The organism is Dinghuibacter silviterrae, from assembly GCF_004366355.1.
In the GTDB taxonomy this organism is placed as follows: domain Bacteria; phylum Bacteroidota; class Bacteroidia; order Chitinophagales; family Chitinophagaceae; genus Dinghuibacter; species Dinghuibacter silviterrae.
This window is the reverse complement of the sequence record NZ_SODV01000001.1, coordinates 1,005,677-1,030,069: the sequence shown is the minus strand read 5'-3', so window position 1 is coordinate 1,030,069 and position 24,393 is coordinate 1,005,677. Positions and strand designations below refer to the sequence as shown.

Below are 24,393 nucleotides of genomic sequence, written 5' to 3'. Positions count from 1 at the left end.
GAGAAAATAAATAAACATGGCAGGAGTGAAAGAAAGCGTGGGCTACACCGCCAGGGATTATATGTTAATGGCCATCGAGGAAATGAGGCGATCGGTAAACGAGGCCAGGATTGACGGGAAAGTGCCGCCAAAGGTGGGTGCGGTAATATTATTTCCTGATGGAGAGGTAACCAGCGCACACCGGGGAGAACTTAGAGAGGGAGACCATGCCGAGTATACACTTATAGAAAGAAAGCTTTCAGATAAGAATTTATCGGAATGTACGTTATTTACCACACTCGAACCTTGCGTCGAAAGAGGTCACCCTAAAATCGCTTGTTGTAGGCGTACGACGAACGCCCGGATAAAAACGGTCTATATTGGTATTATAGATCCTGACCCAACTGTCTCTACCAAAGGCATAAACCACCTTGAAAAAAATGGGGTTCGCGTAGTCATGTTTGACAGAGACCTTCAGAAGGAGATAGAAAAGGAAAACGTTGATTTCTTAAAACAAGCGCTGGAAAGAAAACGCAAGGTAGAGGAGGAACCTTTACCCACTATCGATTTGCCCATTGCCACGTCAAATATTGATACCCTCTCCGTCTATGCCTTACAAAAATTTATAGACCAAGCAAATCTGTCATTTAAAGTGGAGCAACCTGAATTCAAAACCTTTCTAACAGATCTCGGTGTTCTTGCAATTGATAAGAAAGATGGTCAACAAAGACCAACTGGTTTTGGTATTCTGTTATTCGGACGCAACCCGAGAACAAAATATAAACAGGCCGTCTTAAAATGTTCAGTCGACTATGGGGAGAGCAATATCGAGTCAAAAGATTTTGATCAGCCTCTGGTTCTTGTCCCCGAACTCGTTGAGGAATGGATAAGAAAGGTCTTACCTATTACAAAAGACACTTCGACCTTTAGAAGAAGAGATGTCCCTGTATTTCCCATGGAAGTCCTCCGCGAGGCCGTTATAAATGCAATTGTGCATAGGGACTATAGTATAGACGGTGCCAAATCCTATCTTCAGATAAATAGCGACAAGATCGTCATAAAAAGCCCCGGATCGCCCGTTCACTCGATCTCTCTTGAACAATTGAACACCTTTAAAGCACCCTCCATCAGTCGAAATCCAGTTATTACATATGTCTTTAATCTAATGAAATACGTAGAGGAGGCCGGCTTTGGTATGGAAGCGCTACAATCGTTGCAATTAAGATACGGGTTGCCACTACCGGAATATACATTTCAAGACCCCTTTCTTACCCTGACTTTCCCTAGATCTATGGAAGCTGTAAAGAGGGTATCTGTTCAAAAGGGAGTAGACATGCTTAGCGAAGATGAACTTCAAGGTTACGAGTTTATAAAGCTAAAGGAAAAGGTTACGAGGCAGGACTATGAGCATCATTTCAAATTTGACAAGAAAAAAGCTGAACGGCATTTAAGCAAATTTGTAAGCCATAACCTCATTGAGCGTAAGGGAGCAGGTCCCACAACATACTATCAAGTTATCGCGACATTAATCGCGACATAGTGTCGCGATTAATTAAGTAATTGATAATTAAAAGTTTATTTCGCACCTGATGAATTGACCACCAACCCCTGATTCGGCACCCATTTATCATACTCCATATAAGCCGCGACCTGCTCCGCCGCATCCCGCCCGCGGATCTTTTCTACCAGGTGAAGGGCGCCGTCAATCCCCGCCGAGATCCCCGCGGTCGTGATCACCCGCCCGTTGTCGACAAAGCGGACACCCCTCAGGACCTTGGCGCTGGGAACCGCCTGTTGCAGATGGTCGAGGCTTTCATGAAACGTTGTCACCATCAGGTTGTCCAAAAGCCCCGCCTTGCCCATGATAAAGGCCCCCGTACAGACGGAGAAATAGTAGTCCGGTGTCGTCATCCCCTGAAGCCAGCGGATGACCAGGCTATCGCTCGCGGCCGCCCCTGCGTTCCCGCCAAAAAAGGCCAGGATGTCCGCCGCGGGCGCGTCGTCGATGCTGTAGTCGGGGATGATCTTCAGGATGCCCTGAGAGACGATCGGGTCCTTTGTCCTGGACACTACTTTTACATCAAATCCTGCGTAAGAAAAGACCTCCATAGGCCCTGCAAAGTCCAGGACCTCAACGCCGTCCTGTAGATAAAACAGGACCTTCAGCCGTTGGACCGTGTCTTTTTTTTCGTGGGACGCCCTGCTTTCCAGGACAAGGTCCATCCCGCAATGCGGGCACTTACCGGGTTGGGTGTACGCGATCTTGTCGCAATCGTTTCCGCAGAAGGGGCAATAGTAGGCCATAGTAGTGGTGTCGGTTTGTGCGTGCGCTTTGATCGCCCCCGTAAGCAAGGGGGCCAGGAAAAGGGCGATGGACCAAAGGGTTTTCATCAGCGTTGCTTTTGCACAAAGCTAGGCGCCCCGCCCGCCGGGCGCAAGGACATAAGTGCGCAGGATTGGGACATGCGAGGTGGGGCGCGGCCATGGGGCACCCGGCGCCGCCCTTTACGCCCCCCTGTGCCGCCTCAGCAGGCTGCGCAACTGATTGGTACTCTTCAACCCGCAATGCAGCGCCGCCGCCTGCATCGTCTGCCCGTCGCTGATGAGCTGCTCAGCCCTTTCCACGCGAAGCTTTTCGAGGTAATCCCCGATGGTGATCTGGGTTGTTTTCTTGAAGAGACGGGTTAGGTTCCGCGGACTCATGCTCACCACGTCCGCGAGGTCTTCTACGGTCAGCTTCTGGTCCAGCGACTGTGCCAGCCGGTCCTGAATGAGGTGGATCCGGTTGTCGATATGGTTTCGGTATTGTATAAACACGCTAAACTGTGGATCATCAGGCGCCCTTCGGAAATACACCACGACCTCCTTTGCGATCTGGGCCGCAAAATAAGGTCCCCAAAGCTGTTGCACCAGGTGCAACGCCAGGTCGATTCCTGAGGCCACCCCGGCGCTGGTGAAAATACCCTCTTCCCGCACAAACAGGCGATTGGCCAGGAGCCGTATTCCCGGGTAGCGTCGCGTGAACCGTTCCGCATACTTCCAGTGCGTGGTACAGGACAACCCGTCCAGCAAGCCCGATTCCGCCAGCAGGAAGGCGCCCGTACACACCGAGCACACCAGGACACCCCGGGCGTGTTGCTCCCGGAGCCACGCCAGAAAAGGTTTTGCCGATTCCAGGAAGGCCTCCGTCAGGAGCAGGCTTCCTTCCAGACCGGGTATGAAAATGAGGTCCCCTTTTTCCAAGTCGAGCCGGTTGTACGGCGTCAACTGTCCAAAGGCCAGGCTGCTGCTGCTCACCACCTCCACCTGGTCTAAAAACATCGTGCTAAACAACGACCGCACCGGTCCCCCATAACAAGCCGATTCGTAAAAAATATGGGCAGGCCCGGTCATGTCCAGCAAATGGACGTGCGGAGGAAGAACAAAAACCGCGTTCACGCGTGGTGCACCTCCCGGACGATCTCGTAATGGACCACGGTTTCGTCGTAATCCACCATCATTTCCCGGACGACTTCGGGGACCACCGCCTCGTCATAGCCCTCACCGGCAAATTTTTTCACCGCCTCCAGGGACTCCCATACCGTGACAACCTGGAACTCCACGCCCGCCGGAGTTTCCCGCCGGAGGATGGTTGCTTTTGAAAAACCCGGGATCTTTTTGAGCTGGGGAAAAGTTTCTTCCAGAAGGTGGGCGACATACCGGTCCGCTTCGCTGAGGTGAGCGGTTCCTTTCCATTGGCGTTCTATCATGGTTGACAAAGTTTGTACGGCAATTTAGAACGAATAATTCTTGGAAACAACCCTATACTTAGTAGCAAAAGTAGCCGTAAAAGTCCCGGTTTCACCCACGGGAAACCAGATCGTCTTCGAGACGCCCGGCACCAGTTCGAAATGGCGTACATCACCCTCTTCCGCCCCATTGACATAAAGCGTCACCTGACCGGCATCCGTCAGATTGCCCGTATTCTCCACGGACACGGCAACCATGTTCTTGCCGGTCTCCTCATCTTTTCTCGTCAAACCCGGCGTCAGCGCAAAATCCGCTTTGTAGGCAGCCGTATAGTTCAGCGTGCTGACAAGACCATCCGACGCGCTGGCATAACCCACGCTGTTTTTGATCCTGTCCCCGGCCACAAAAGACGGGCTACACCCGCCCACCATGATCCGGAAGTCCCCTGCTTCGACAACCCTGTCCATATTATCGTTCAAAAGCGATAACTGATAGGGCGTAAGCGTGAAGGCGATTTCCTTTGATTCGCCAGGCGCCAGGTTGATCCGCTGAAAGTCCTTCAACTCCATGACCCTGGTCTTTACACTAGCGTACATGTCCGTCACATAAAGCTGTGCGACCTCGTCCCCTTTCAAAGAGCCGGTATTGGTGACCGTTACTTTTACGCTTACTGTTCCGTCCGCATGTTGCAAAGTGGTCAGACCGGCGTAAGAAAAGCGGGTATAGCTAAGCCCGTAACCAAAAGGGTACAACGGATGGAAACTCATATCTACATAATCGTACCGCCGTCCCGACGTCTTGAAGTTGTAATAGAGCGGTAACTGAGACACGCTGCGGGGGAAGGTCATCGGCAGCCGCCCGGCGGGATTGTACGCGCCAAACAACACATCCGCGAGGGCCGGCCCGCCTTCCTGCCCAGGCAGCCAGTTGACCAAAATGGCCTTACAATGTTCCGCGGCATAGGACAAGTTATAAGGCCTGCCCGACTGCAACACCAATACAACAGGCTTACCGGTGGCGCAGACCGCCTCCAGCAAGCGCTCCTGGTTCCCTGGCAGGATCAGGGAGGAATAATCATTGTTTTCACCGGAGGTTTTCGTGACACCCTGGATCGCCTCGCTGGTCGAGCAATCACCCAGGACCATGACGACGACGTCTGCTTTGGCGGCCACGTCCAGGGCCGGCTGCGGATCAAAATGTCCGTCCCCGGTGAAGGCGCAGCCTTTTTCATGGAGGACTTTGGTCTTTTCGCCCGCGGCCTGCCGGATACCGCTCAGCACGGAGACCAGTTGGCCGGGCTGCAGCTTGGGGGTATAGTCCCCGGGCTGCAGGTCGTCCGCGCCGGGGCCGATGACGGCGATCGTGGCCCCGTTGTCGCCACCGGCGCTCCCGTTGCCGCCACCCGCGAGCGGAAGCAGGTTCCCCTCGTTCTTTAGCAACACGATGGCTTCACGGGCCGCCTCCCTGGCGATAGCCTTATGCTCCGGGCTATTCCATCCGGGATAGATTTTATGCCAGTCCAGCGGACGCATAGGATTGTGCTCGAAAAAACCGTTGCGGAACATGACCCTGAGCAGGGTCCTGCAGGTATAGTCCAGGTTCTCCATATCAATGCCCCCGTTTTGCGCAGCAGCAATCACGGCTGGGTTGTTATACGTATCCCCGCAGTTGGTCGCGATACCCGCGGCAAGCGCCTCATTGGCCGCCTCCACTACATCCTTCGCCGTATAGTGTTTGCGGCTGGTCATGTTGCCCAGGGCCCCACAGTCGCTCACGATATACCCGTCGAATCCCCACTCGTCCCGAAGGATCCCCTTCAGCAATTCCTTGCTCTTGGCCACCGGTACCCCCTCGAAGTCCGAATACGCCATCATGATAGACTGGCAGTGATACGTTTCGATGACGTGGCGGAAAGGAACAAGGTGTATTTCCCTGATCTCCCTTTCCGACAGGCCGATGTCATGAGAGTCCCGTCCCCCCATCACGGCCCCATGCACCGCAAAATGTTTGGGGGTAACGATCAACCCCTTCGACTGGTAGCCCTTGATCCAGGCACCCCCTATTTCCGACACAAGCACCGGATCCTCCCCATACGTTTCTTCACACCGCCCCCAGCGAGGGTCCTGCGCCACGTCCAGGACCGGCGACCACGCCTCCACCGTATGCGCACTCACCGTCTCCTCCCCGATGGTCATGGCCACCTTTTCCACCAGCGCCTTATCCCAGGTAGCGCCCAGGGCAATAGACTGGGGGAAAATAGTCGCCCCGCTCCCATAAGAAAACCCGTGAATCGCCTCCACCTTGTTCATGGCCGGGATACCCAGGCTGGGGATCCCCGGAATACCCCAACCTTCCCGAAGAAGCTCCATTTTCTGAGCCGGCGTCATAACTGCCAACAGGCTGTTGACCCGCTGCTCCACCGGCAGTTGGGCGTTCAGCCAGGGTTTTGCAGCCAGGGTGTCCGCGCTTCTTATGACCGCCTCCGCATAGCCGACGTGCACCTCCCGGATGATAAAGGTGCCCGCTTTAAAGACCAGCTTGACATGCGCCCCATATTGAGGTGGAAAACGCAGGGTCAACGGCTTCTTACCGGTGATGGTGTACGTCACCGCATTGCCCGGATTCATGGGGTCGTACGTTACAAAAACAGCCTTCAGGCTCGCCGTCGGGAGCCCATCCGCAACGATTTGCAGCCGGTCCACATCGCCCGGGGTCTGTAGCGTCAGCAACAAATACTGATCCTGGGAAACGTCTCCCGGCGACCACCCCGTCGCCGGATCACCGTCCGTTGCCAGGGCCGCCTTGGCCGCGTTCGACGAGGCATTGGCGGAAATAAATTCGTTCTGGGCGTGTACCATTCGAACGGTCGAGGCCAGCAGGACAAAGAGGTACCATTTTTTGGGGGAGAATGACATATCAGCAAAGGAAGCAAAGGCTCGTTAACACGGCCACTAATAACCCCTTAATGATCGGTATTAATTAAAAAATCCTATATTTGCCGTCCGCAAAGCAGTTTGGCCTTGCCCCTTCTTTGGATCTTTAGCTCAGTTGGTTAGAGCGCTTCCTTGACATGGAAGAGGTCGTTGGTTCGAATCCAATAGGATCCACCCCTGAAGGTCCCAAATTCATTGGCAAACAATGGATTTGGGACCTTTCTCTTTATGGCGGACAACCAAAGGGCATTGTTTGAATTTTGCAAGTTTACATTTGATGAGGGCACCCAGCCCTTGGCCCCGGCTTTCTATCTTTGCGGATACAAAAGACAACGGATATGATCGGAATGGACCCCGCATGGCAGCAACCAACAGGCGCAAAAAGACTAGATGAAAAAAACAAAAAGGCGGCCACCCTTGTCTCCTTCTTATTAATCCCCTTATCGGGTCTCATCACGGACATCTATATCCCGTCCATGCCGCACATGGCGCAGGACCTTCATCGATCGGAGGGCGCCATCCAGATGACCCTTTCCTTGTTTTTGATCAGCTATGGCCTGGCTCAGTTCGTGACCGGGAGCCTGATCGACAGCTTTGGGCGGTTTCGTTTGACGTTGGTGTCGCTGGCCATATTCGTGCTGAGCAATTTGGTCATCGTTGGAACGCAACACCTGGAGGTCATCTATGCCATGCGGATCGTGCAGGGGATCACGACCGGCTTTATCGTGGTGGCGAAAAGGGCTTTTTTTGTAGACGTCTATGAAGGCGAGGAGCGCAAACATTACCTGAGCATGATGTCGATCGTGTGGTCTTCCGCCCCGGTACTGGCGCCTTTTGCGGGCGGGTATCTGCAACAATACTTTAACTGGCAGTCTAACTTTTATGTACTGGCGGGATATGGGATATTGATGCTGTGTCTGGAGTGGGCATTTTCGGGCGAAACGGTGCCGGCCTACCGCCCGCTGAAGTGGTCTTCCATTGTGCATGATTATTCGATCATGCTGCGCAGCCGTACCTTTAATTACGGATTATGGATGTGCGGTTTGTGTTATGGGACCACGATGATCTTCGGGTTGGTAGGTTCGTTTATCATCGAGCACCGGATGCACTACTCCTCCGTGGTGGCAGGGTATGGTGCCTTGATGATGGGACTGGCGTGGATGTGTGGCGGTCTCCTGGGGAAAGCGACGATAAAAAAGACTTTTCTTCCCAAACTGCGGTTGAGCAATGCCGTTCAATTGGCGGTGATACTGGCTATGATCGCCAGTGCCGGTTTCGTATCGAACCTGTACACGTTGATCGCCTTTGCCTTCCTGGCGCACGTGTGCGTGGGTTTTATCTTCAACAATTATTTCGCCTACCTGCTGGGGAGGTTTCCGCAAATGGCGGGGCTGGCCAGTGGGCTGAGCGGCGGCGCCAACTTCCTGATCACGGCCTTTAGCAGCTATGCCGTGGTGGGCATTTTCCATCCCCAGTCGCAGCAGATGCTGGGGTATGGCTACCTGGTCATGGGAGTGCTGATGTGTATCATTTTGCAGGTGTTGCTGCGGCGGGAGCGGGTATAAACCGTGCAATCACGGTTTCGCCATTCCCCCTTTTGCCTGCCACGCTTTGTATCGTCCACATATCCGTCATGTTATCCGGATCGACGACACTGCCGCTATAGTCACCCCAGGCAGGGCCGCCGGTGGGTGCCACGCCTTCGCCGATCGAGATGATCCCGCGGATGGTACCGGGCTTGTCGTGACCGTAGCGGTAAGCAAACCGGGGGCTGATATACATCTGCGCGTTGGTCTCCTGGAAACCGATGAGGACGTCGTTATGTTTATTCACGGCGAGCGTCGTCTGGATATAGTTACTGGTAGGGCTGGCGATGAGACCGGTCTGAACGATCTTGCCGGAACCAGCATCGACCTGGTGCCACTGGACAGCGGAGTGACCGTTATAATTGATCGCCTGTGAAAACCAGATATAGCCGTTTTGATAGACGACATTTTTGGGGTTCCGGTCGCCGGAGGATATCGTTTGGTTGGTATCCTTTTGAGGGGATTCGGGAGGATAGTCGTAATTGGCCAGATGGTGGGGCGTATGGGCCACGACGACGGCAACGGGTGTGCCGTCGGGCAGCGTGGTCAATTTCCGGATGACGAAATTCTTGTCGGCGATCTCGAAGAAATACATGTCGTCTGACCCGCCTTGCATCTGGACGGGCTCACCGAGGCTGCCGGGGAAGTGGTAGACCTTGGTGGATTTTCCGGCTTTGGCGTCGGCGATGCTCAACACAAAAGTATTTTCGGGTCCGCCCGGGAAACAATAGGAGATCCAGTGGTGGCTGTAGCCGATTCCGCCACCGTCTTCCCCTTTGGAAGCGGACACGGAATAGATGTTCCAGGCGCCCCTGGGGTCACCGGTTTCGGAAACCGATATGTTGACGGGCCGGATCTTGGCCGAGTCCCAATAAACCCACATGTCGAAACCAAAGACTTTGTTATACGAATCATAAAAAAGCTTGGGGTCGATCCCATCGGCAAAATCGCGTTGGGGCACGCCGTCGATATATTCGCCTTTCTTATTGTAGATGATCAGGCCTCCGTTGGTGCCGTGGAGGATGTAGCCGTTGCCGACGGCGATCTGGGGGTCGACCTGGCGATCGCCGTCTTTCGAGCCGTCGAAAACCAAATAACCGTTGACCATACGCGGGTTTCCACCCTGTATTCTTTGTTTAAAACGTCCATCTCTAAAAGCGTCCTTATGAACAGGGGTGATCCACTCTGTCCGGGTGGGCCGGATGGTATCACCTACCTGCTGGGCCCGGAGTAATGCTGTCGTAGAAAACCATACCGCCAAAGCGAGGATTGTATATTTCATACATCAATTTACCGGTTATTCGAGCCCACGCAACCCGGGAAGAAAGCGCAACCGTTTGATCGTTACAGGAGAGGGAAGGGCGGATGATCTGTGGCACCATTGTTGAATTTCTCCACATAAAAGCAAACGTATGAACATCAACCTAAACCGGCATATCGGGGTGGTCGTATTCGCCCTCGCCGGCTCACTCATCGCCGTTGGCGCCACGGCACAAAACAAATTCGACAGTTCCGTACATAAGGTGACCAAAAAGACGGGCGAAGCCGCGCACACGGTGGCGGTCAAGACGGACACCGCGGCCCACCGCGTGGGGCGTGCGACGGCCACCACCGCGAAAAAGGTAGGGCACGAAACCGGTGAAGCCGCCAAAGTTGCGGGCGATAAGACGGCGAGCGCAGCCGTGAAGGGTGCCTCTGCCGTGACGGACAAAGTGTACAAAGGCAAAGAGGGCCCTAAAGGGCAAACGGTGTACATCGACAAAAACGACAAAAAATTTTATGTCGATGACAAAGGGAAAAAGGTCTACCTTAAATCCTCACAAATAAGAGCTAAAAAAAGCGACTAAGCTAAACCCGGACCCGGAAATGCGGTCAGAGGGGCTGCCGAAATGAAAAGATCGACATTACTATACCTCTTTCTGACCTTGTTTACCGGCACGGGGGCCTTCGGGCAGACCGGAGACACGGCAGCACGGTTTCAGAAGGACACGACCACAAACCGTAAAGGCGCCGACACCATCCCCGAAGCAGCCTATTTCCGCTCTCAACGGGACCTGATCGACCTTTTTCTCATCATCACGGGCAGAAATCCGGACAAACGTCTGTTAAAAAAAGAAGGCCAATCACCCCGGTTGCACATCTCAGCGGCGCCCGCCATCCAGTATTCGCTGGAAACGGGGTTAGGGGTCAACTTTACCGGAAATGCAGGGTTTTACCTGGTGCGGGATAGCGAAACCAACCTGTCCTCGGTACTGGCGTCGGTAACGGGTACGCAGAACCAGCAGTTGATCTGCCCGATACAGTCCTCGATCTGGACAAAGGACAACAAGTATAATTTCGTGGGGGACTGGCGATACATGGAATTCCCCGAAAAGACCTATGGGCTGGGCGGTCATACAACGGACGCCGACGCCGTGGACCTCAATTACAACTACCTCCGGTTTTACCAGTACATCCTTCGGAAAGTGGCAAAGGACTTTTTTATCGGGCCGGGGTACCAACTCGACATTCACTATGACATACAGCAGTTGAACCTTAGCCCCGGAGAGGTGACACCTTTTGACGCCTACGGATACAAGTCTTCCTCCTATTCTTCGGGGGTAGCGCTGGATGTGCTGTACGACACCCGGAAAAACTCGATCAACCCGGAAGGGGGTTCTTTTTACGGGAACCTGGTCGTCCGGCAGAACCTGACGTTTCTGGGGAGCGACCAGGACTGGAACTCGGTGTTGGTCGACGTCCGGAAATACTTTAGCGTGGGGCATAAGAACAACGTCCTGGCATTTTGGAGCTTTGACTGGTTCACGCTTTCGGGAAAGCCGCCTTACCTGGACCTGCCGAGTACGGCCTGGGATACCTACGACAATACCGGTCGCGGTTACGTGCAAAGCCGGTTCCGGGGAAAGTCGCTGCTGGACCTGGAAGGAGAATTCCGTTTCGGCATCCTGAACGACGGTTTGCTGGGCGGTGTAATTTTTGCCAATTGTCAGTCGGTGTCCGACCCGGGAACGGGCCAGTTTAATGTCTTCTGGCCCGGCGCAGGCGCGGGTCTCCGGATCAAATTCAACAAATTTTCCAAAACCAATATCTGCGTCGACTACGGCTTTGGGTTAAACGGGTCGAACGGGTTATTTCTAAATCTCGGAGAGGTTTTCTAACGCCGCGGGTGTACCTTGCAGGTACAATCCTGTTCTATGAGCGTCGAAATATTGTCCAGGATACAGTTTGCCTTCACGATTTCTTTCCATTATATCTATCCACCTTTAAGCATTGGCCTCGGCCTGGTCATGGTATGCATGGAGGGCATGTACCTGAAAACGGGTAACAAGCTCTACGAGACCATGACAAAATTCTATACGCGCATCTTCGCCCTCATTTTCGGGATCGGGGTGGCGACGGGGATCGTCATGGAATTCGAGTTCGGCACGAACTGGGCGGTCTATTCGAAATACGTGGGGGATGTGTTTGGGAGCGCGTTGTCGGCGGAAGGGATTTTTGCTTTTGCGTTGGAATCCGGGTTTCTGGGTATCCTTTTGTTTGGGTGGAACCGCGTAAAGCCCCGGACGCACTTCCTGGCCACCGTCATGGTGACGCTGGGGTCGATGTTTTCGGCGATCTGGATCGTGGTGGCGAATTCCTGGCAACAAACTCCGGCGGGTTTTCACATCGTGGGATCGGGGATGGATGCCCGGGCGGAGATCACGGACTTCTGGGCCATGGTGTTTAATCCTTCATCGATCGATCGTGTGCTGCACGTCTGGGTCGGCGCCTTCCTGGCGGGGTCCTTTCTCGTGCTGAGCATCAGCGCGTGGTATCTGCTGCACAAAAAATACATCGAGTTTGCCAAGTCTTCCTTCAAGATCGCTTTGGTCATTGCCTTTTTGTCGTCCTGGGCGCAGCTTTTTATCGGTGACCGGTCGGCAAAGGTGGTGGCGCACTACCAGCCGGCCAAACTCGCGGCCATGGAAGGCCATTTCGACACCAGCGCCCCGGCGCCGATGTACCTGTTTGGCTGGGTGGACCAGCAACACGAACAAACCCACGGTCTGAGCATACCGGGCGGGTTGAGCTTCCTGACATACGGTGACTTTCACGCGCCGGTTCAGGGGTTGAGGGCCACACCAATCGGGGACAGACCCGGTCAGGTCAACGGCGTTTTTCAGGTGTATCACCTGATGATCACGCTGGGGACCCTGATGATCCTGCTGACCACCGTCGCTGCTTTTTGGCTGAGACGGGATACGCTTTTTGACAAGCCCTGGGTTCTGCGCATTTTCGTCTGGTCGGTGCTTCTTCCGCAACTGGCGAACCAGGCGGGGTGGTTCACGGCGGAGATGGGTCGCCAGCCATGGGTGGTTTATGGGCTGTTAAGGACGTCGGCCGCGCTTTCAGAGGCAGTGAAGGCGGGGCAGGTTATTTTCTCCCTGATTCTATTTGTCCTGGTGTATATAGGGTTGTTCGCCTTGTTCGTGTTCCTGTTGAACCGTAAGATCACACACGGACCGAATTGGGCGGCAGAGGAAATGCACAGTTCCATGCACCGGGATATGGCGGAGCACTTCGGGCCGACGGGCGAAACAGCCGGACACTAAAACTTTGACGTATGGCAACATTCCTGGGACTTGACTATGCCACCTGGTGGTACCTCGTCGTGGGCGCCTCCTTCTCCGGGTACGCGATCCTGGACGGTTTTGACCTGGGCGCGGGCGCCATCCACCTGTTCTTTAACAAGGAGGAAAGCAGGAGGACGGCCCTCAACGCCATCGGCCCCGTCTGGGACGGGAACGAAGTGTGGCTGGTGATCGGCGGGGGCGCTTTGTTTGCGGGTTTTCCAAAGGTGTACGCCGCGGTTTTCTCGGCCTTTTATATCCCCTTTATGGTCTTTCTTGTCGCCCTCATCACCCGTGCGATCTCGATAGAGTTCCGGAGCAAGGAGCCGATGTTATGGTGGCGCAAGGCCTGGGATATCTGTTATTGCGGGTCCAGCATCCTGGTGACGTTTGCGCTGGGGCTGATCTTAGGAAACTGTCTGCTGGGATTGCCGATCGACAAGAACGGGGTCTACCAGGGCGGGGTGTTTGACTTTCTGAATCCCTATGCGGTGATGGTGGGGGTCACGACGTTGGCGCTCTTTATGATGCACGGGGCGATCTACCTGGTCATGAAGACCGAAAAACGGCTGTATACAAAACTGACGATCATCGTCAAGAACATGACCATTTTCTTTGTGATCTGTATCCTGTTGTTAAGCTTTTATACGATCCTGTATATCCCCCATCTTTCCCACCAGATCAAATCCCATGTGTGGCTTTTTGGCGTGCCGGTGATCATGGTGCTGGCGATCGCAAACGTCACCCGGAGCATCTCCAAACAGCAGTACCTGAAGGCCTTTTTTTCGTCAGCCCTGACGATCAGCCTGCTCCTGGTGATTGTCGCGATAGAGTTGTATCCCAACCTGGTGTTGTCCAGCTTAAATGAGGATTGGAACCTGACGGTGCACAACGCCTCCTCTTCCGAAAAGACCTTGCGGATCCTTCTGACGATCGCGGCCATCGGGGTGCCGCTGGTGGCGTCTTACACGACGTTTGTGTTCTGGACCTTTAAGGGGAAGGTAAAGCTGGATGAAATGAGCTACTAAACTTCGGCATAAATGCGCTCGATCACCGTCGCATAATGCTCGGTGATGACTTTCCGCTTCATACTCAGCTTCGGCGTCATTTCCCCTTTGTCGACCGTCCACTCGTGCGGAAGCAATTCGAATTTCTTCACCTGCTCGATATGGTTCAGGGTCTGGTTGCAACGCTCGACCTCTTCCTGGAAAAGCGCCAGCACACGCGGTTCTCTGACAACGGCTTCGTTGGTGTCGAAGGGCACCCCGTTTGCGACACACCATTTTTTTAGGGAAGTAAAAGAGGGAACAATCAACGCCCCCACGAACTTTCGCTCCGGCCCAACGACCATGACCTGTTCGATATAGGGGCTGTCCTTCATTTTGCCTTCCACCGCCTGGGGCGCTACGTACTTGCCGCCGCTGGTTTTGAAAAGCTCTTTTTTGCGGTCGGTGATCTTTAGGAATGTTCCTTCTTCCAGGATACCGATGTCTCCGGTGTGCAGCCAGCCGTCGATGATGACTTCGGCGGTGAGGTCAGGGCGTTTGTAATAGCCCATCATCACGCTGGGGGATTTGACGCAGATCTCGCCGTCTTCGGCCAGCTTTAGCTCTGTGCCATTGATGACGGGTCCCACGGAGCCAAATTTGGTGAGGCCTTCCGGTGCGCGGCGGTTGACGCTGATCACCGGGCTGTGTTCGGTGGGGCCGTAGCCTTCATACACCGGGACGCGCCCCGCGTTGAAGATCCTCAGGAGACGCTCCTGGCAGGCGGCGCCGCCGGTGACGATAAAGCTGATGTTGTTTCCCAGGGCGGCGCGCCACTTGGAGAAAATGAGTTTGTTCGCCAGGGCCAGCTGGATGCGGTAGCCAAAAGAGCCCGGGTCCCGGTTGTCATACTTTTCCCCGAGCCGGAGCGCCCAGAAGAACAACGTCTTTTTGATCCCTTTTAATTCGTGGGCCGTCGCCATGATGCGCTCGTATACTTTTTCCAGGAGACGGGGGACAGTCGTAAAACCATCGGGGCTGATCTCCCGGAGATTGGCGGCAATGGTATCCATGCTCTCGGCGTAATAGATGCTGATCCCGCTAAAGAGATAGATATAGGTCACACAGCGCTCGAAAATATGGTTGAGGGGGAGAAAGCTCAGGACCTTTGTCTCGGGTGCGTCGGGAAAAGGGAAGCTTTCCTTCGCCATGATCACGTTGGAGACGATGTTCCGGTGGCTGAGCATGACGCCCTTGGGCGTACCGGTCGTGCCGGACGTGTAAATGATGGTGGCCAGGTGATCGGGGTGTATGCCGTCCTTTATCGTTTGAAGACGGGCTTTGTCTTCCAAAAGGCCGCCATCGAGAAGCACCTCCCAATGGTCCGCCCCGGATACCGGGTCGAAGGTAAAGATCTTTTGCAGCGACGGCACCCGGGGTTGAAGCGCGCGGACCTTATCAAGCTGCTCCTGGTTGTTGACAAACATGTATTTGACCTGGGCGTCCTGGAGGATAAATTCCAGCTCCACGGGATTGGTCGTGGGATAGATGGGGGTGAGGACCGCGCCCACCTGTTGGACGGCCAGGTCGGTGACGACCCATTCGGGCCGGTTGTTGCTGATGATGGCGATCTTGTCCTGCCTTTCCGGGGTCATGTCGTGACCGCTCACGCCTAAGCGAAGGAGCCCCAGGCTCAACCGGTCCACGAGGTCTTTGATCTCCGAGGTAGCGTAGGTTTTCCAGCGGCCTTCTTCCTTGGCGGCCAGCATGTTGGGTTTATGAAAACGCTCCAGTTGGATGTCCAGGCTGTCAAACAATCGGGTTCGGGCATTCAGCATAAGGCAAACATTTATTGCCAGGGGGACCCCCCGGAGCCCGGAAGTTACTCTTTTTCTTTTGTTTGGTAATACTGCCCCTTCGGTATCTTAAATACCCTTCCCCGCGCAAAACCGTAGTACGTATTGAACTCGTCGTTGTGGGCGCTTACCCAGCTGTTATAGGTCTTTTCATCCTCTGCGCTGCCAAAGATCCACTGGTTGTAGGCAGTGAACATCCCCTGTTGCAGGAGCTGTCTTTGGTAGTCGAACAACCGGTAGGGGAACTGGGTGGCATATTTGCTAAACCAGTCGAGGACAAACCTGCTGCGCAGGGCGGTCAGGGATTCTTCGTTGATCCCACCGCCCAGGGCCGAGGCGTTGGCGCGTAAGGTAGCCCGGACGTCATTTTCAAACTCGTTGACGGGGCGCCCTTTCCTGTCGACGAGGGGATTCAGGTATTCGTCCTTGGAAAATATTTTCTTATAGCTGTCCAGCAACAGGGCCTTGATCTCCGGGGTGCGCCGGGTCAGGCTTTCCATATTTACGAAGACCTCTCCATAAAGGATGCTCCAGGTCAGGTCTACGGTATAATAGTATTTGGAGGCATAGTAATAGTTCCCGGGATAGCTCGGATCGGCCTCTATCCCCTGCTCCCAAATCCTGATCGCGTCCGGTCCTTCGGCGAGGCTGCCGAGGAAGATCCCGAAGTCGGCATACAATGGCCCGGAGTCGGGGAATTTTTTGAGGGCTTTTCTATACAGTTTCTCGGCCTCCTTGTTTTGGGCAAGCGACACATAAATATTCCCGGCGATCTGGAAACACGCATCGTCCCCACCGTCCCCGTCGATCATCGGCTTGATCACGTCCAGTGCCTTGGTATAGTCCTTTGACAGATAGTAGGAAAATGCCAGGCTTTTGACCACCTCCAGGTTTCCGGGTTCCTGGCTATGGGCTTTTGACAACACGGCGATCGCGTTGGAAAAGTCACCTCCCTGCATCAGGGAATTCCCCGTTTCCAACTCCTCCTTTACGCTTTGGGCGCGCAGGGAAAACCCCGCCACCAACAGCCCGAACAACATCCCGGACCTCAGTATATTCATGGTTCACTGGTTTTTAATAAATCAAATGCGTCAACAGACCGTCCCGGAGCTTTGGTTCGAACCAGGTGCTTTTGGGCGGCATCACCTGGCCGCTGTCGGCGATGTCAAAAAGCTGTTCGATGGTGACGGGGTGCAGGCTAAAGGCGACGGCCATCTCACCGCTGTTGACCCTGGATTCGAGTTCGCCCAGGCCGCGGATGCCCCCCACGAAATCGATCCGGGTATTGGTCCTGGGATCATCGATCCCGAGGATGGGCGCCAGCAGGCGCTCCTGTAGGACGGTCACGTCCAGGACGCCGATCGGATCGTTTTTGTAGGTACCCGGTTTTGCCTGCAACGTATACCATTTGCCTCCAAGATACATGCCGAACTCGTGCAAGAAACCGGGCGCCACGGCGGAGGTAGAGGGTGTGATGGTAAAAGATTCGCCCAGACGTTCCAGGAAAGCGGCTTCGCTCAAACCATTCAGGTCCTTGACAACGCGGTTGTAGTCCATGATGTGGAGCTGGCTGGAGGGGAAGAGCGTAGTCAGGAAATACGCCGAGGCCTCTGTAGGCGTCGTGCTTAGTTCCGAGCGCACCTTGGCGGCGGATGCCGCGCGGTGATGACCGTCGGCGATATAGGTACAGATGGAAGGCTGGCCAAAAAGGGCCGTGATCTGCGCGATGACCGGTTCGTCATTGATCACCCAGACCGTATGCCGCACCTGGTCGTCAGCCTCGAAGTCATAAACCGGCGTCTTTTCCGAGATCCACTTCCCGACCAGGTGGCTGACCGCCGGGATGTCCCTGTAGGCTAAGAACACATTCCCCGTCTGCGCACCGGTCGTCTTGATATGGTTGATCCGGTCCAGCTCCTTTTCGGGCCTGGTGAGTTCGTGTTTCTTGATCTGTCCCGTCGTATAGTCCTGGATGCTGCTGACGCACACCAGACCCGTCTGGCTGCGGCCGTTCATCACGAGCTGGTAAATGTAATAACAGGGTTTTGCCTCCTGGAAAACGACCTCCCTTTGCAAAAAGGCATACAGGTTCTCCTTGGCCTTTGCATAGACTTCCGCGGAATGAATGTCCGTGCCTTCCGGCAGGTCTATCTCCGACTTGGTGACGTGCAGGAAAGAATTGGGATTCCCCTGCGCCTCCACCTTCGCCTCTTTGGAGTTCAATACGTCGTAGGGCTTTGAGGCGACTTGCCGGGCATACTGCGCCTGGGGTCTAAGTGCTTTAAAAGGTGCGATGATTGCCATAATATCCAATAAAGGTGTTTTGCGTCTTAACCGTGTGTTTTTGCAAAGTCTTCCATCAATGCCACTATATCCTTCACGCTGGACAAGGGCAGGGCGTTGTACAGGCTGATCCTGAAACCACCCACACTCCGGTGTCCTTTGACCCCGTACATCCCTTCCTGTTTGCAACGCTCTGCAAAAGCCTGCTCCAGGGCCGGGTCCTTCATCACGAAACAGGCGTTCATCCGGCTCCGGTCTTCCTTTACGACGGTGGGTTTGAACACGGGCAACCGGTCGAGGGCGTCGTACAACAACCCGGCCTTCTCGGTGTTGGCCTTATCCATGGCGGCCACACCCCCTTGCGCTTTCAGCCAGCGCAGCGTCAGCAGGGTCACATAGATCGCGAAGACGGGCGGTGTATTCAACATGGAGCCCGCCTCGATGTGCTTCTGGTAGTCGAGGATGCCGGGGATTTTCCGTTGGACCTTTCCCAGCAGCGATTTCTTGAGGACCACCAGGGTGACACCCGCGGCGCCCATATTTTTCTGGGCACCCGCATAGATGAGGTCGAACTTCGAAAAGTCCGTCACCCGGCTCATGATGTCACTGCTCATGTCTGCCACCAGGGGCACGCCTTTGCCATCGGGGATCCGATGCCACTCCGTACCGTAAATCGTGTTGTTGGTGGTGATGTGCAGGTACGTAACCGGGGGGTCGACGCTGAAATTCTTGGGGATATAGGTATAGTTGGCGTCCTGGGAGGAAGCCAGGACCTTGACTCTTCCGAATAGTTTTGCGTAGGAAATCGCTTTCGATGACCAGACACCGGTATCGATATACGCAGCAGTCCCTGCTTCGTCCAGCAGGTTCATGGGCACTTGCATGAATTGCGTGGTTCCCCCGCCGTGGAGGAACAGGATTTCATACTGGGAACCCAGCGACATCAGCTCCCTGACCAGGGAACGGGCTTCATCCAGGACGGCTTCGAACAAAGGGGTACGGTGACCGATCTCCAGGATGGAAAGCCCGGTATCGTTAAAGTTGAGCACCGCCTGGGCGGCTTCCTGTAGCACCTGATCCGGCAAAATGGATGGCCCGGCATTGAAATTGTGGATCATCTGGATACTTAGTTAGGGTGCAAACCTACATCAAAATACGGCTATCTGTTATCTTTGTGTCATGATCTTCCCATCTTCCCTGCTGGAAAATGCGGTGAATGAATTCGCAAAACTTCCCGGCATCGGTAAAAAAACCGCTTTGAGGCTGGTCTTGCACCTGATCAGGCAGGAACAGGGAGCCGTGCAGCATTTTAGCGACACGATCGCCAAAATGCGGAGTGAGATACGGTTCTGCACCCGCTGTCACAATATCGCGGACGGCCCGCTGTGCAACATCTGCGCGGACCGGGGCCGTAAATCCGACACCATCTGTGTCGTAGAAAACATACGTGATGTCATGGCCATAGAGGGCACGGGCCAGTATAACGGCACCTATCACGTCCTGGGTGGGGTTGTCTCCCCGCTGGATGGCGTGGGTCCCGACCAACTGCCCATCGAAGCCCTTGTCCGCCGGGTCCGTGAGGAGGAGGTCAAGGAAGTCATCTTTGCCCTAAGCCCCACCATCCAGGGAGACACCACGATCTTTTATATCCAAAAACAGTTGGAGCCTTATCCCCTGACTGTCACTACGATAGCACGCGGCATCTCCTTCGGGGGCGAGCTGGAATTCACCGATGAGCTCACCCTCGCCCGTTCGCTGACAGGAAGGCTGCCCGTTGGACAGTATGTGGGGCGGACTTTGTGATGTTCCGTCAATGCCGTACATTTGCACCTACAACAGGCGGATTTGTTTATTGTTCGGCCTGACATTCAGAACAGAACTAATAAACGCTCGGCAGCATCCCCCACCGGATGACCAATACCCCCCGCGTTTATAGAGTTCCTAAAGAGGAATTTTTTATGGAAACGATCGCTGATTGTTTACGCAAACGCATCCTCATCATCGACGGCGCCATGGGGACCATGATCCAGCGCCACCGGCTGACGGAGGAAGACTACAGGGGAGAACGCTTCAAGGACTGGCCCTCCGATCTAAAGGGCAACAACGACCTTCTCTGCCTGACCCAACCCGATATCATCAAAGGTATACACCTGGAATACCTGGAGGCCGGGGCGGACATCATCGAAACCAATACATTTAATGCCCAGCGTGTATCCATGGCGGACTACCACATGGAGGACATTGCCTACGAGATTAACGTGGCGGCCGCGCGTATCGCCCGGGAAGCCGTCCAGGCATTTCAGAGCGATAAGCCCGTTTTCGTCGCCGGCGCCATCGGGCCAATGAACAAAACGCTGTCGCTTTCCCCGGACGTGAACAATCCCGGTTTCCGTTCGGTTTACTTCGACGAAGTGTCGGAAGCCTACTACGAGCAGGTCAAGGGCCTGGTGGAAGGCGGTGTGGACCTCCTGTTGATCGAAACCATATTCGACACGCTCAACGCAAAGGCGGCGATCTATGCGATCAAGCAATTCTTCAAGGACACAGGGATACCCGAACTGCCGATCATGATCAGCGGCACGATCACCGATGCCTCGGGCCGGACCCTGAGCGGCCAGACCCTGGAGGCGTTCTATATCTCCGTACAACATGCGGCTCCCCTGAGTATTGGGCTCAACTGTGCACTGGGCGCCGCCGAAATGCGGCCGCACATCGAGGAGCTCAGCCAGATCGCCGCCTGCTTCACGTCGGCCTATCCCAACGCCGGTCTGCCCAACACCATGGGTGAGTACGACGAGCAGCCGGAACAAACAGCCCACTTCCTGGAAGACTGGGCACGGGAAGGATACGTCAATATCGTGGGCGGCTGCTGCGGCACCACCCCCGATCATATTCGCCACATCGCCGAGCACGTCCGGAACCTGTCCCCCAGGGCTGTTCCCGTGACGGCGGAGGCACTGTAAACAACCGCCATGTCCACAACAACGAAGATCATACCGCCTTACCTCCGTCTTAGCGGGCTGGAACCCCTGGTGGTCCGCCCCGAAACCAATTTTGTCAATGTAGGAGAGCGTACCAACGTCACCGGCTCCAAGAAATTTGCCCGGCTGATCCGGGAAAATAAATATGAAGAGGCCTTGAGTGTTGCCCGCCAACAGGTGGAAAACGGGGCCCAGATCCTTGACGTCAACATGGACGACGCCCTGCTCGACGGGGAAAAGGCCATGACGATCTACCTCAACCTTCTGCAAAGCGAACCCGATATCGCCAAGATCCCCATCATGATCGACTCGTCGAAGTTTTCGATCATCCACGCGGGTCTCAAATGCGTACAGGGGAAGTGCATCGTCAATTCCATCTCCCTAAAGGAAGGAGAGGAGAAATTCATCGACCAGGCGTTTATCTGTAAAAGCTTTGGGGCCGCGGTCGTCGTGATGTGCTTTGACGAAGACGGCCAGGCGGACAACAACGAACGCCGCATGCGTATCTGCGACCGGGCCTACAGGATCCTGACCGAAACGGTAGGCTTCGCCCCGCAGGACATCATCTTCGACCCCAACGTGTTTGCCATTGCCACCGGCATCGAGGAACACAACAACTATTCGGTCGAATTTATCGAAGCGTGCCGGCTTATTAAGCAAAAATTCCCGCTGGTCAAAATCAGTGGGGGAGTAAGCAATATGTCGTTTTCCTTCCGGGGGAACGAAGCCGTCCGCGAGGCCATGCACTCGATCTTCCTCTATTATGCCATCCGCGAAGGCATGGACATGGGGATCGTGAATGCCGGCCAGTTGCCGGTATACGAGCAGATCGAACCTGAACTCAAAAAGCTGTGCGAAGACGTCATCCTGAACCGGGACCCTAGCGGGGGCGCGACCGACCGCCTGATCTCCTTTGCCGAAACGGTCAAGTCAAAGGGCACCGTACAGGTCAAGGATGAGACCTGGCGCCAGGGCACCGTCCAGGAGCGCCTTCAACACGCCCTGGTCAACGGGATCACCGATTACATCGAGGCCGATACCGAGGAAGCGCGCCAGGCCTATCCAAAACCTTTGGACGTCATCGAAGGACCTTTGATGGATGGGATGAGCGTGGTGGGTGACCTTTTTGGGAGCGGCAAGATGTTCCTCCCGCAGGTCGTAAAAAGCGCCCGCGTGATGAAAAAGTCCGTCGCCGTACTCACACCTTTTATCGAACTGGAAAAAACCAGCCAGAAACGGTCTTCCGCGGGTAAGGTCGTAATGGCCACCGTCAAGGGCGACGTTCATGATATTGGTAAAAACATCGTCGGCGTTGTCCTGGGTTGTAACGGCTACGAGATCGTCGACCTCGGGGTCATGGTCCCCGCCGACAAGATCCTGGAAACCGCCCAGAAGGAAGAAGCCGACGTCATCGGGCTCAGCGGCCTGATCACGCCGTCCCTGGACGAGATGGTGCACGTGGCCAAGGAAATGAAGCGCCGCGGGATGACCATCCCCCTATTGATCGGGGGCGCCACGACCTCACGGACGCATACCGCGGTCAAGATTGCCGGTGAGTACCCGCACGGCGTCGTCCACGTCCTGGACGCGAGCCGCAGCGTAACGGTCACTGGTAACCTCCTGAACCCGCAGCAGAAACCTGTTTTCCTAAAGCAACTGGCGGACGAATACCAAAAGCTCCGGGAGGACTTTGCAAGAAAGAAAACCACCAAGCAATACCTGCCGATCGCGGACGCGCAGACGCGCCGGATGCCCATCGACTGGAAAGGGTACACCCCGCCCGTGCCCGCCTTTACCGGGGTCCGTTACTTCAAGGAGTACGACCTGGGGACGATCGCGGATATGATCGACTGGGGTCCGTTTTTCCTGGCCTGGGAAATGCCGGGCCGTTTTCCCGCCGTCCTGGAAGACCCAAAGGTGGGGGTCGAAGCCACCCGTTTGTATAAGGATGCCCGCGCCCTTCTGCAACGCATCATCGACGAAAAGTGGCTCACGGCCAACGCCGCTGTCGGCTTCTGGCCCGCCGCCGCTGTGGGGGATGATATTTCCATCGATGTGGAGGGTACGCCTGAGTTATTGTGTCACCTCCGGCAACAAATCAAGAAGGCCGCCGACCAGCCCCAGTTCTGCCTCACCGACTTTATAAAACCGGCCGGGCTCCCCGGCCCGGGCGACTATGTCGGTGGTTTTGCCGTGACCACAGGCATCGGGATCGAAAAGTGGATCGCGCACTTCGAAAAAGAAAACGACGACTATAATGCTATCCTGTTAAAGGCGCTGGCGGACCGGCTGGCGGAGGCTTTTGCCGAACATTTACACCTCCGGGTCCGCCGGGAATTCTGGGGGTATGCCTCGGAAGAACACCTCTCCGCGGAAGACCTGGTCGCCGAACGTTACCAGGGGATCCGGCCCGCCCCGGGTTATCCCGCCTGCCCGGACCATACCGAAAAGCTCAAGCTTTTCCGGCTCCTGGACGCCGACGCGCAAGCCGGTATCCAGTTGACCGAGTCCCTGGCGATGTACCCCGCCTCTTCCGTTTCCGGCTGGTATTTCAGCCATCCGCAAAGCATCTATTTCGGTGTCGGTAAAATCGAAAAAGACCAGGTGGAACAATACGCCGGCCGCAAAGGCATGAGCATCGAGGAAGTGGAGCGCTGGCTGCGTCCCAACCTGGAGTATGATATATGAAGATCATCACGTACAACGTCAACGGCGTCCGCTCGGCCATCAACAAGGGCCTGCTGGAATGGCTCTCCAGGGAAAACGCGGACATCGTCTGTCTCCAGGAGATCAAGGCCCTGCGTGAAGACGTGGACATCGCCTCGATCGAAAGCCTCGGTTTCGAGACCTTTTGGTTCCCCGCCCAGAAAAAAGGGTATAGCGGCGTTGCCGTCTTTACACGGATCCACCCCGACAACGTCGTCTACGGAACCGGACACCCCCAAAGCGACGCCGAAGGGAGGGTGATCCGCCTGGATTTCGGCGACCGGACCCTGATCAACGCCTACTTCCCTTCCGGCACCACCGGTGAGGACAGGCAGCGCTACAAATACCAGTGGCTGGATGAATTCATGGCCTTTCTACACGCACTGCTCACAGAGCGTCCCCGGGTGATCGTTTGCGGCGACTACAATATCGCCCACCGGGACATCGATATACACGATCCCGTCCGGAACAAGACTTCCTCCGGTTTCCTGCCCGAAGAGCGCGCCTGGATGGACCGCTTTTTCGAAGGTGGCTTTATCGACACCTTCCGGCATTTTAACAAAGATCCCCATCACTACAGTTGGTGGACCTTTCGCGCCGGCGCCCGCGGCAACAATAAGGGATGGCGGATCGACTATGTCAACGTATCGGAAGACCTCAGAGACGCCCTGGCCGGTGCCCGGATACTCCCCGACATCGCCCATAGCGACCATTGTCCCGTTTTTTTGGAACTAACGGACTAAA

The 24,393-nt window shown here is 55.2% G+C and carries 19 protein-coding genes and 1 tRNA gene; 11 read left to right on the top strand and 9 right to left on the bottom strand.

Translation table 11 applies throughout. From position 1 onward, the window contains the following. Nucleotides 1–16: 16 nt before the first annotated feature. Nucleotides 17–1,519 carry an ATP-binding protein gene (locus EDB95_RS04555; RefSeq protein WP_133991018.1) on the top strand — a complete coding sequence of 501 codons (1,503 nt, stop codon included), beginning with the start codon at nt 17–19 and terminating at the stop codon, nt 1,517–1,519. Between the two features lie 35 nt (nt 1,520–1,554). Here the strand turns inward: EDB95_RS04555 and EDB95_RS04550 are convergent, their stop codons facing one another. The 4 genes from EDB95_RS04550 to EDB95_RS04535 all read right to left on the bottom strand — a co-directional run bounded on the left by EDB95_RS04550 (nt 1,555) and on the right by EDB95_RS04535 (nt 6,623). Further along, nucleotides 1,555–2,370, bottom strand: a complete 816-nt coding sequence (locus EDB95_RS04550) for a DJ-1/PfpI family protein (protein ID WP_133991016.1) — start codon at nt 2,368–2,370, stop codon at nt 1,555–1,557. Nucleotides 2,371–2,484: 114 nt separating this feature from the next. Then, complete coding sequence (locus tag EDB95_RS04545; protein WP_262710512.1) at nt 2,485–3,417, bottom strand: GlxA family transcriptional regulator; 933 nt, start codon at nt 3,415–3,417, stop codon at nt 2,485–2,487. Next, on the bottom strand, nt 3,414–3,728 hold the full coding sequence (locus EDB95_RS04540; RefSeq protein ID WP_133991012.1) for an antibiotic biosynthesis monooxygenase: 315 nt from the start codon (nt 3,726–3,728) through the stop codon (nt 3,414–3,416). Before EDB95_RS04540 ends, EDB95_RS04545 begins: the two co-directional genes overlap by 4 nt. Nucleotides 3,729–3,752: 24 nt before the next feature. Continuing rightward, complete coding sequence (locus tag EDB95_RS04535; RefSeq protein WP_133991010.1) at nt 3,753–6,623, bottom strand: glycoside hydrolase family 3 C-terminal domain-containing protein; 2,871 nt, start codon at nt 6,621–6,623, stop codon at nt 3,753–3,755. A 118-nt stretch (nt 6,624–6,741) separates the two neighbouring features. Between EDB95_RS04535 and EDB95_RS04530 the strand changes: the two genes are divergently transcribed. Both EDB95_RS04530 and EDB95_RS04525 read left to right on the top strand, forming a co-directional pair. Next, nucleotides 6,742–6,815: transfer RNA gene (locus EDB95_RS04530), tRNA-Val, on the top strand. A gap of 164 nt (nt 6,816–6,979) precedes the next feature. Beyond that, entirely contained in the window at nt 6,980–8,206 is a 1,227-nt protein-coding gene (locus EDB95_RS04525) for an MFS transporter (RefSeq protein WP_133991008.1), read from the top strand. Here EDB95_RS04525 and EDB95_RS04520 read toward each other — a convergent pair. Further along, nucleotides 8,169–9,509 (bottom strand): hypothetical protein, encoded by a 1,341-nt coding sequence (locus EDB95_RS04520; RefSeq protein WP_133991006.1) that lies wholly within the window; start codon nt 9,507–9,509, stop codon nt 8,169–8,171. The two genes, EDB95_RS04525 and EDB95_RS04520, sit on opposite strands and share 38 nt — an antisense overlap. Nucleotides 9,510–9,639: 130 nt before the next feature. Here EDB95_RS04520 and EDB95_RS04515 point away from each other — a divergent pair, with 130 nt between their 5' ends. The 4 genes from EDB95_RS04515 to cydB are packed head-to-tail and all read left to right on the top strand — an operon-like array spanning nt 9,640 to nt 13,865. Next, a complete protein-coding gene (locus EDB95_RS04515) occupies nt 9,640–10,074 on the top strand; it encodes a hypothetical protein (RefSeq protein WP_133991004.1) in 435 nt (144 codons plus the stop codon). A 42-nt stretch (nt 10,075–10,116) separates the two neighbouring features. Further along, a complete protein-coding gene (locus EDB95_RS04510; RefSeq protein WP_133991002.1) occupies nt 10,117–11,385 on the top strand; it encodes a BamA/TamA family outer membrane protein in 1,269 nt (422 codons plus the stop codon). A 36-nt stretch (nt 11,386–11,421) separates the two neighbouring features. Beyond that, complete coding sequence (locus EDB95_RS04505) at nt 11,422–12,819, top strand: cytochrome ubiquinol oxidase subunit I (RefSeq protein ID WP_133991000.1); 1,398 nt, start codon at nt 11,422–11,424, stop codon at nt 12,817–12,819. Nucleotides 12,820–12,830: 11 nt separating this feature from the next. After that, on the top strand, nt 12,831–13,865 hold the full coding sequence (cydB, locus tag EDB95_RS04500; protein WP_133990998.1) for a cytochrome d ubiquinol oxidase subunit II: 1,035 nt from the start codon (nt 12,831–12,833) through the stop codon (nt 13,863–13,865). Here the strand turns inward: cydB and EDB95_RS04495 are convergent. Genes EDB95_RS04495 through serC form a run of 4 tightly spaced genes read right to left on the bottom strand, consistent with a single transcriptional unit; the run spans nt 13,862 to nt 19,080 of the window. Next, the gene (locus tag EDB95_RS04495) at nt 13,862–15,661 is read right to left on the bottom strand and encodes an AMP-dependent synthetase/ligase (protein ID WP_133990996.1); all 1,800 of its coding nucleotides are present in this window, start codon (nt 15,659–15,661) and stop codon (nt 13,862–13,864) included. The genes cydB and EDB95_RS04495 overlap by 4 nt on opposite strands. Before the next feature lie 44 nt (nt 15,662–15,705). Continuing rightward, nucleotides 15,706–16,740, bottom strand: coding sequence for a tetratricopeptide repeat protein (locus EDB95_RS04490; protein ID WP_133990994.1), 1,035 nt, complete (start codon nt 16,738–16,740; stop codon nt 15,706–15,708). Between the two features lie 13 nt (nt 16,741–16,753). Next, nucleotides 16,754–17,983, bottom strand: a complete 1,230-nt coding sequence (locus tag EDB95_RS04485; RefSeq protein ID WP_133990992.1) for a DUF1015 domain-containing protein — start codon at nt 17,981–17,983, stop codon at nt 16,754–16,756. A gap of 26 nt (nt 17,984–18,009) precedes the next feature. Next, nucleotides 18,010–19,080 (bottom strand): 3-phosphoserine/phosphohydroxythreonine transaminase, encoded by a 1,071-nt coding sequence (gene serC, locus EDB95_RS04480; protein WP_133990990.1) that lies wholly within the window; start codon nt 19,078–19,080, stop codon nt 18,010–18,012. 61 nt (nt 19,081–19,141) lie between these two features. Here serC and recR point away from each other — a divergent pair, with 61 nt between their 5' ends. The 4 genes from recR to EDB95_RS04465 all read left to right on the top strand — a co-directional run bounded on the left by recR (nt 19,142) and on the right by EDB95_RS04465 (nt 24,392). Beyond that, complete coding sequence (gene recR / locus EDB95_RS04475; RefSeq protein ID WP_133990988.1) at nt 19,142–19,765, top strand: recombination mediator RecR; 624 nt, start codon at nt 19,142–19,144, stop codon at nt 19,763–19,765. A gap of 155 nt (nt 19,766–19,920) precedes the next feature. Beyond that, the gene (locus EDB95_RS27500) at nt 19,921–20,925 is read left to right on the top strand and encodes a homocysteine S-methyltransferase family protein (RefSeq protein WP_211352046.1); all 1,005 of its coding nucleotides are present in this window, start codon (nt 19,921–19,923) and stop codon (nt 20,923–20,925) included. A 9-nt stretch (nt 20,926–20,934) separates the two neighbouring features. Continuing rightward, nucleotides 20,935–23,631 (top strand): methionine synthase, encoded by a 2,697-nt coding sequence (gene metH, locus EDB95_RS04470; protein ID WP_211352045.1) that lies wholly within the window; start codon nt 20,935–20,937, stop codon nt 23,629–23,631. Beyond that, on the top strand, nt 23,628–24,392 hold the full coding sequence (locus EDB95_RS04465) for an exodeoxyribonuclease III (protein WP_133990986.1): 765 nt from the start codon (nt 23,628–23,630) through the stop codon (nt 24,390–24,392). Before metH ends, EDB95_RS04465 begins: the two co-directional genes overlap by 4 nt. Nucleotide 24,393 lies beyond the last annotated feature (1 nt).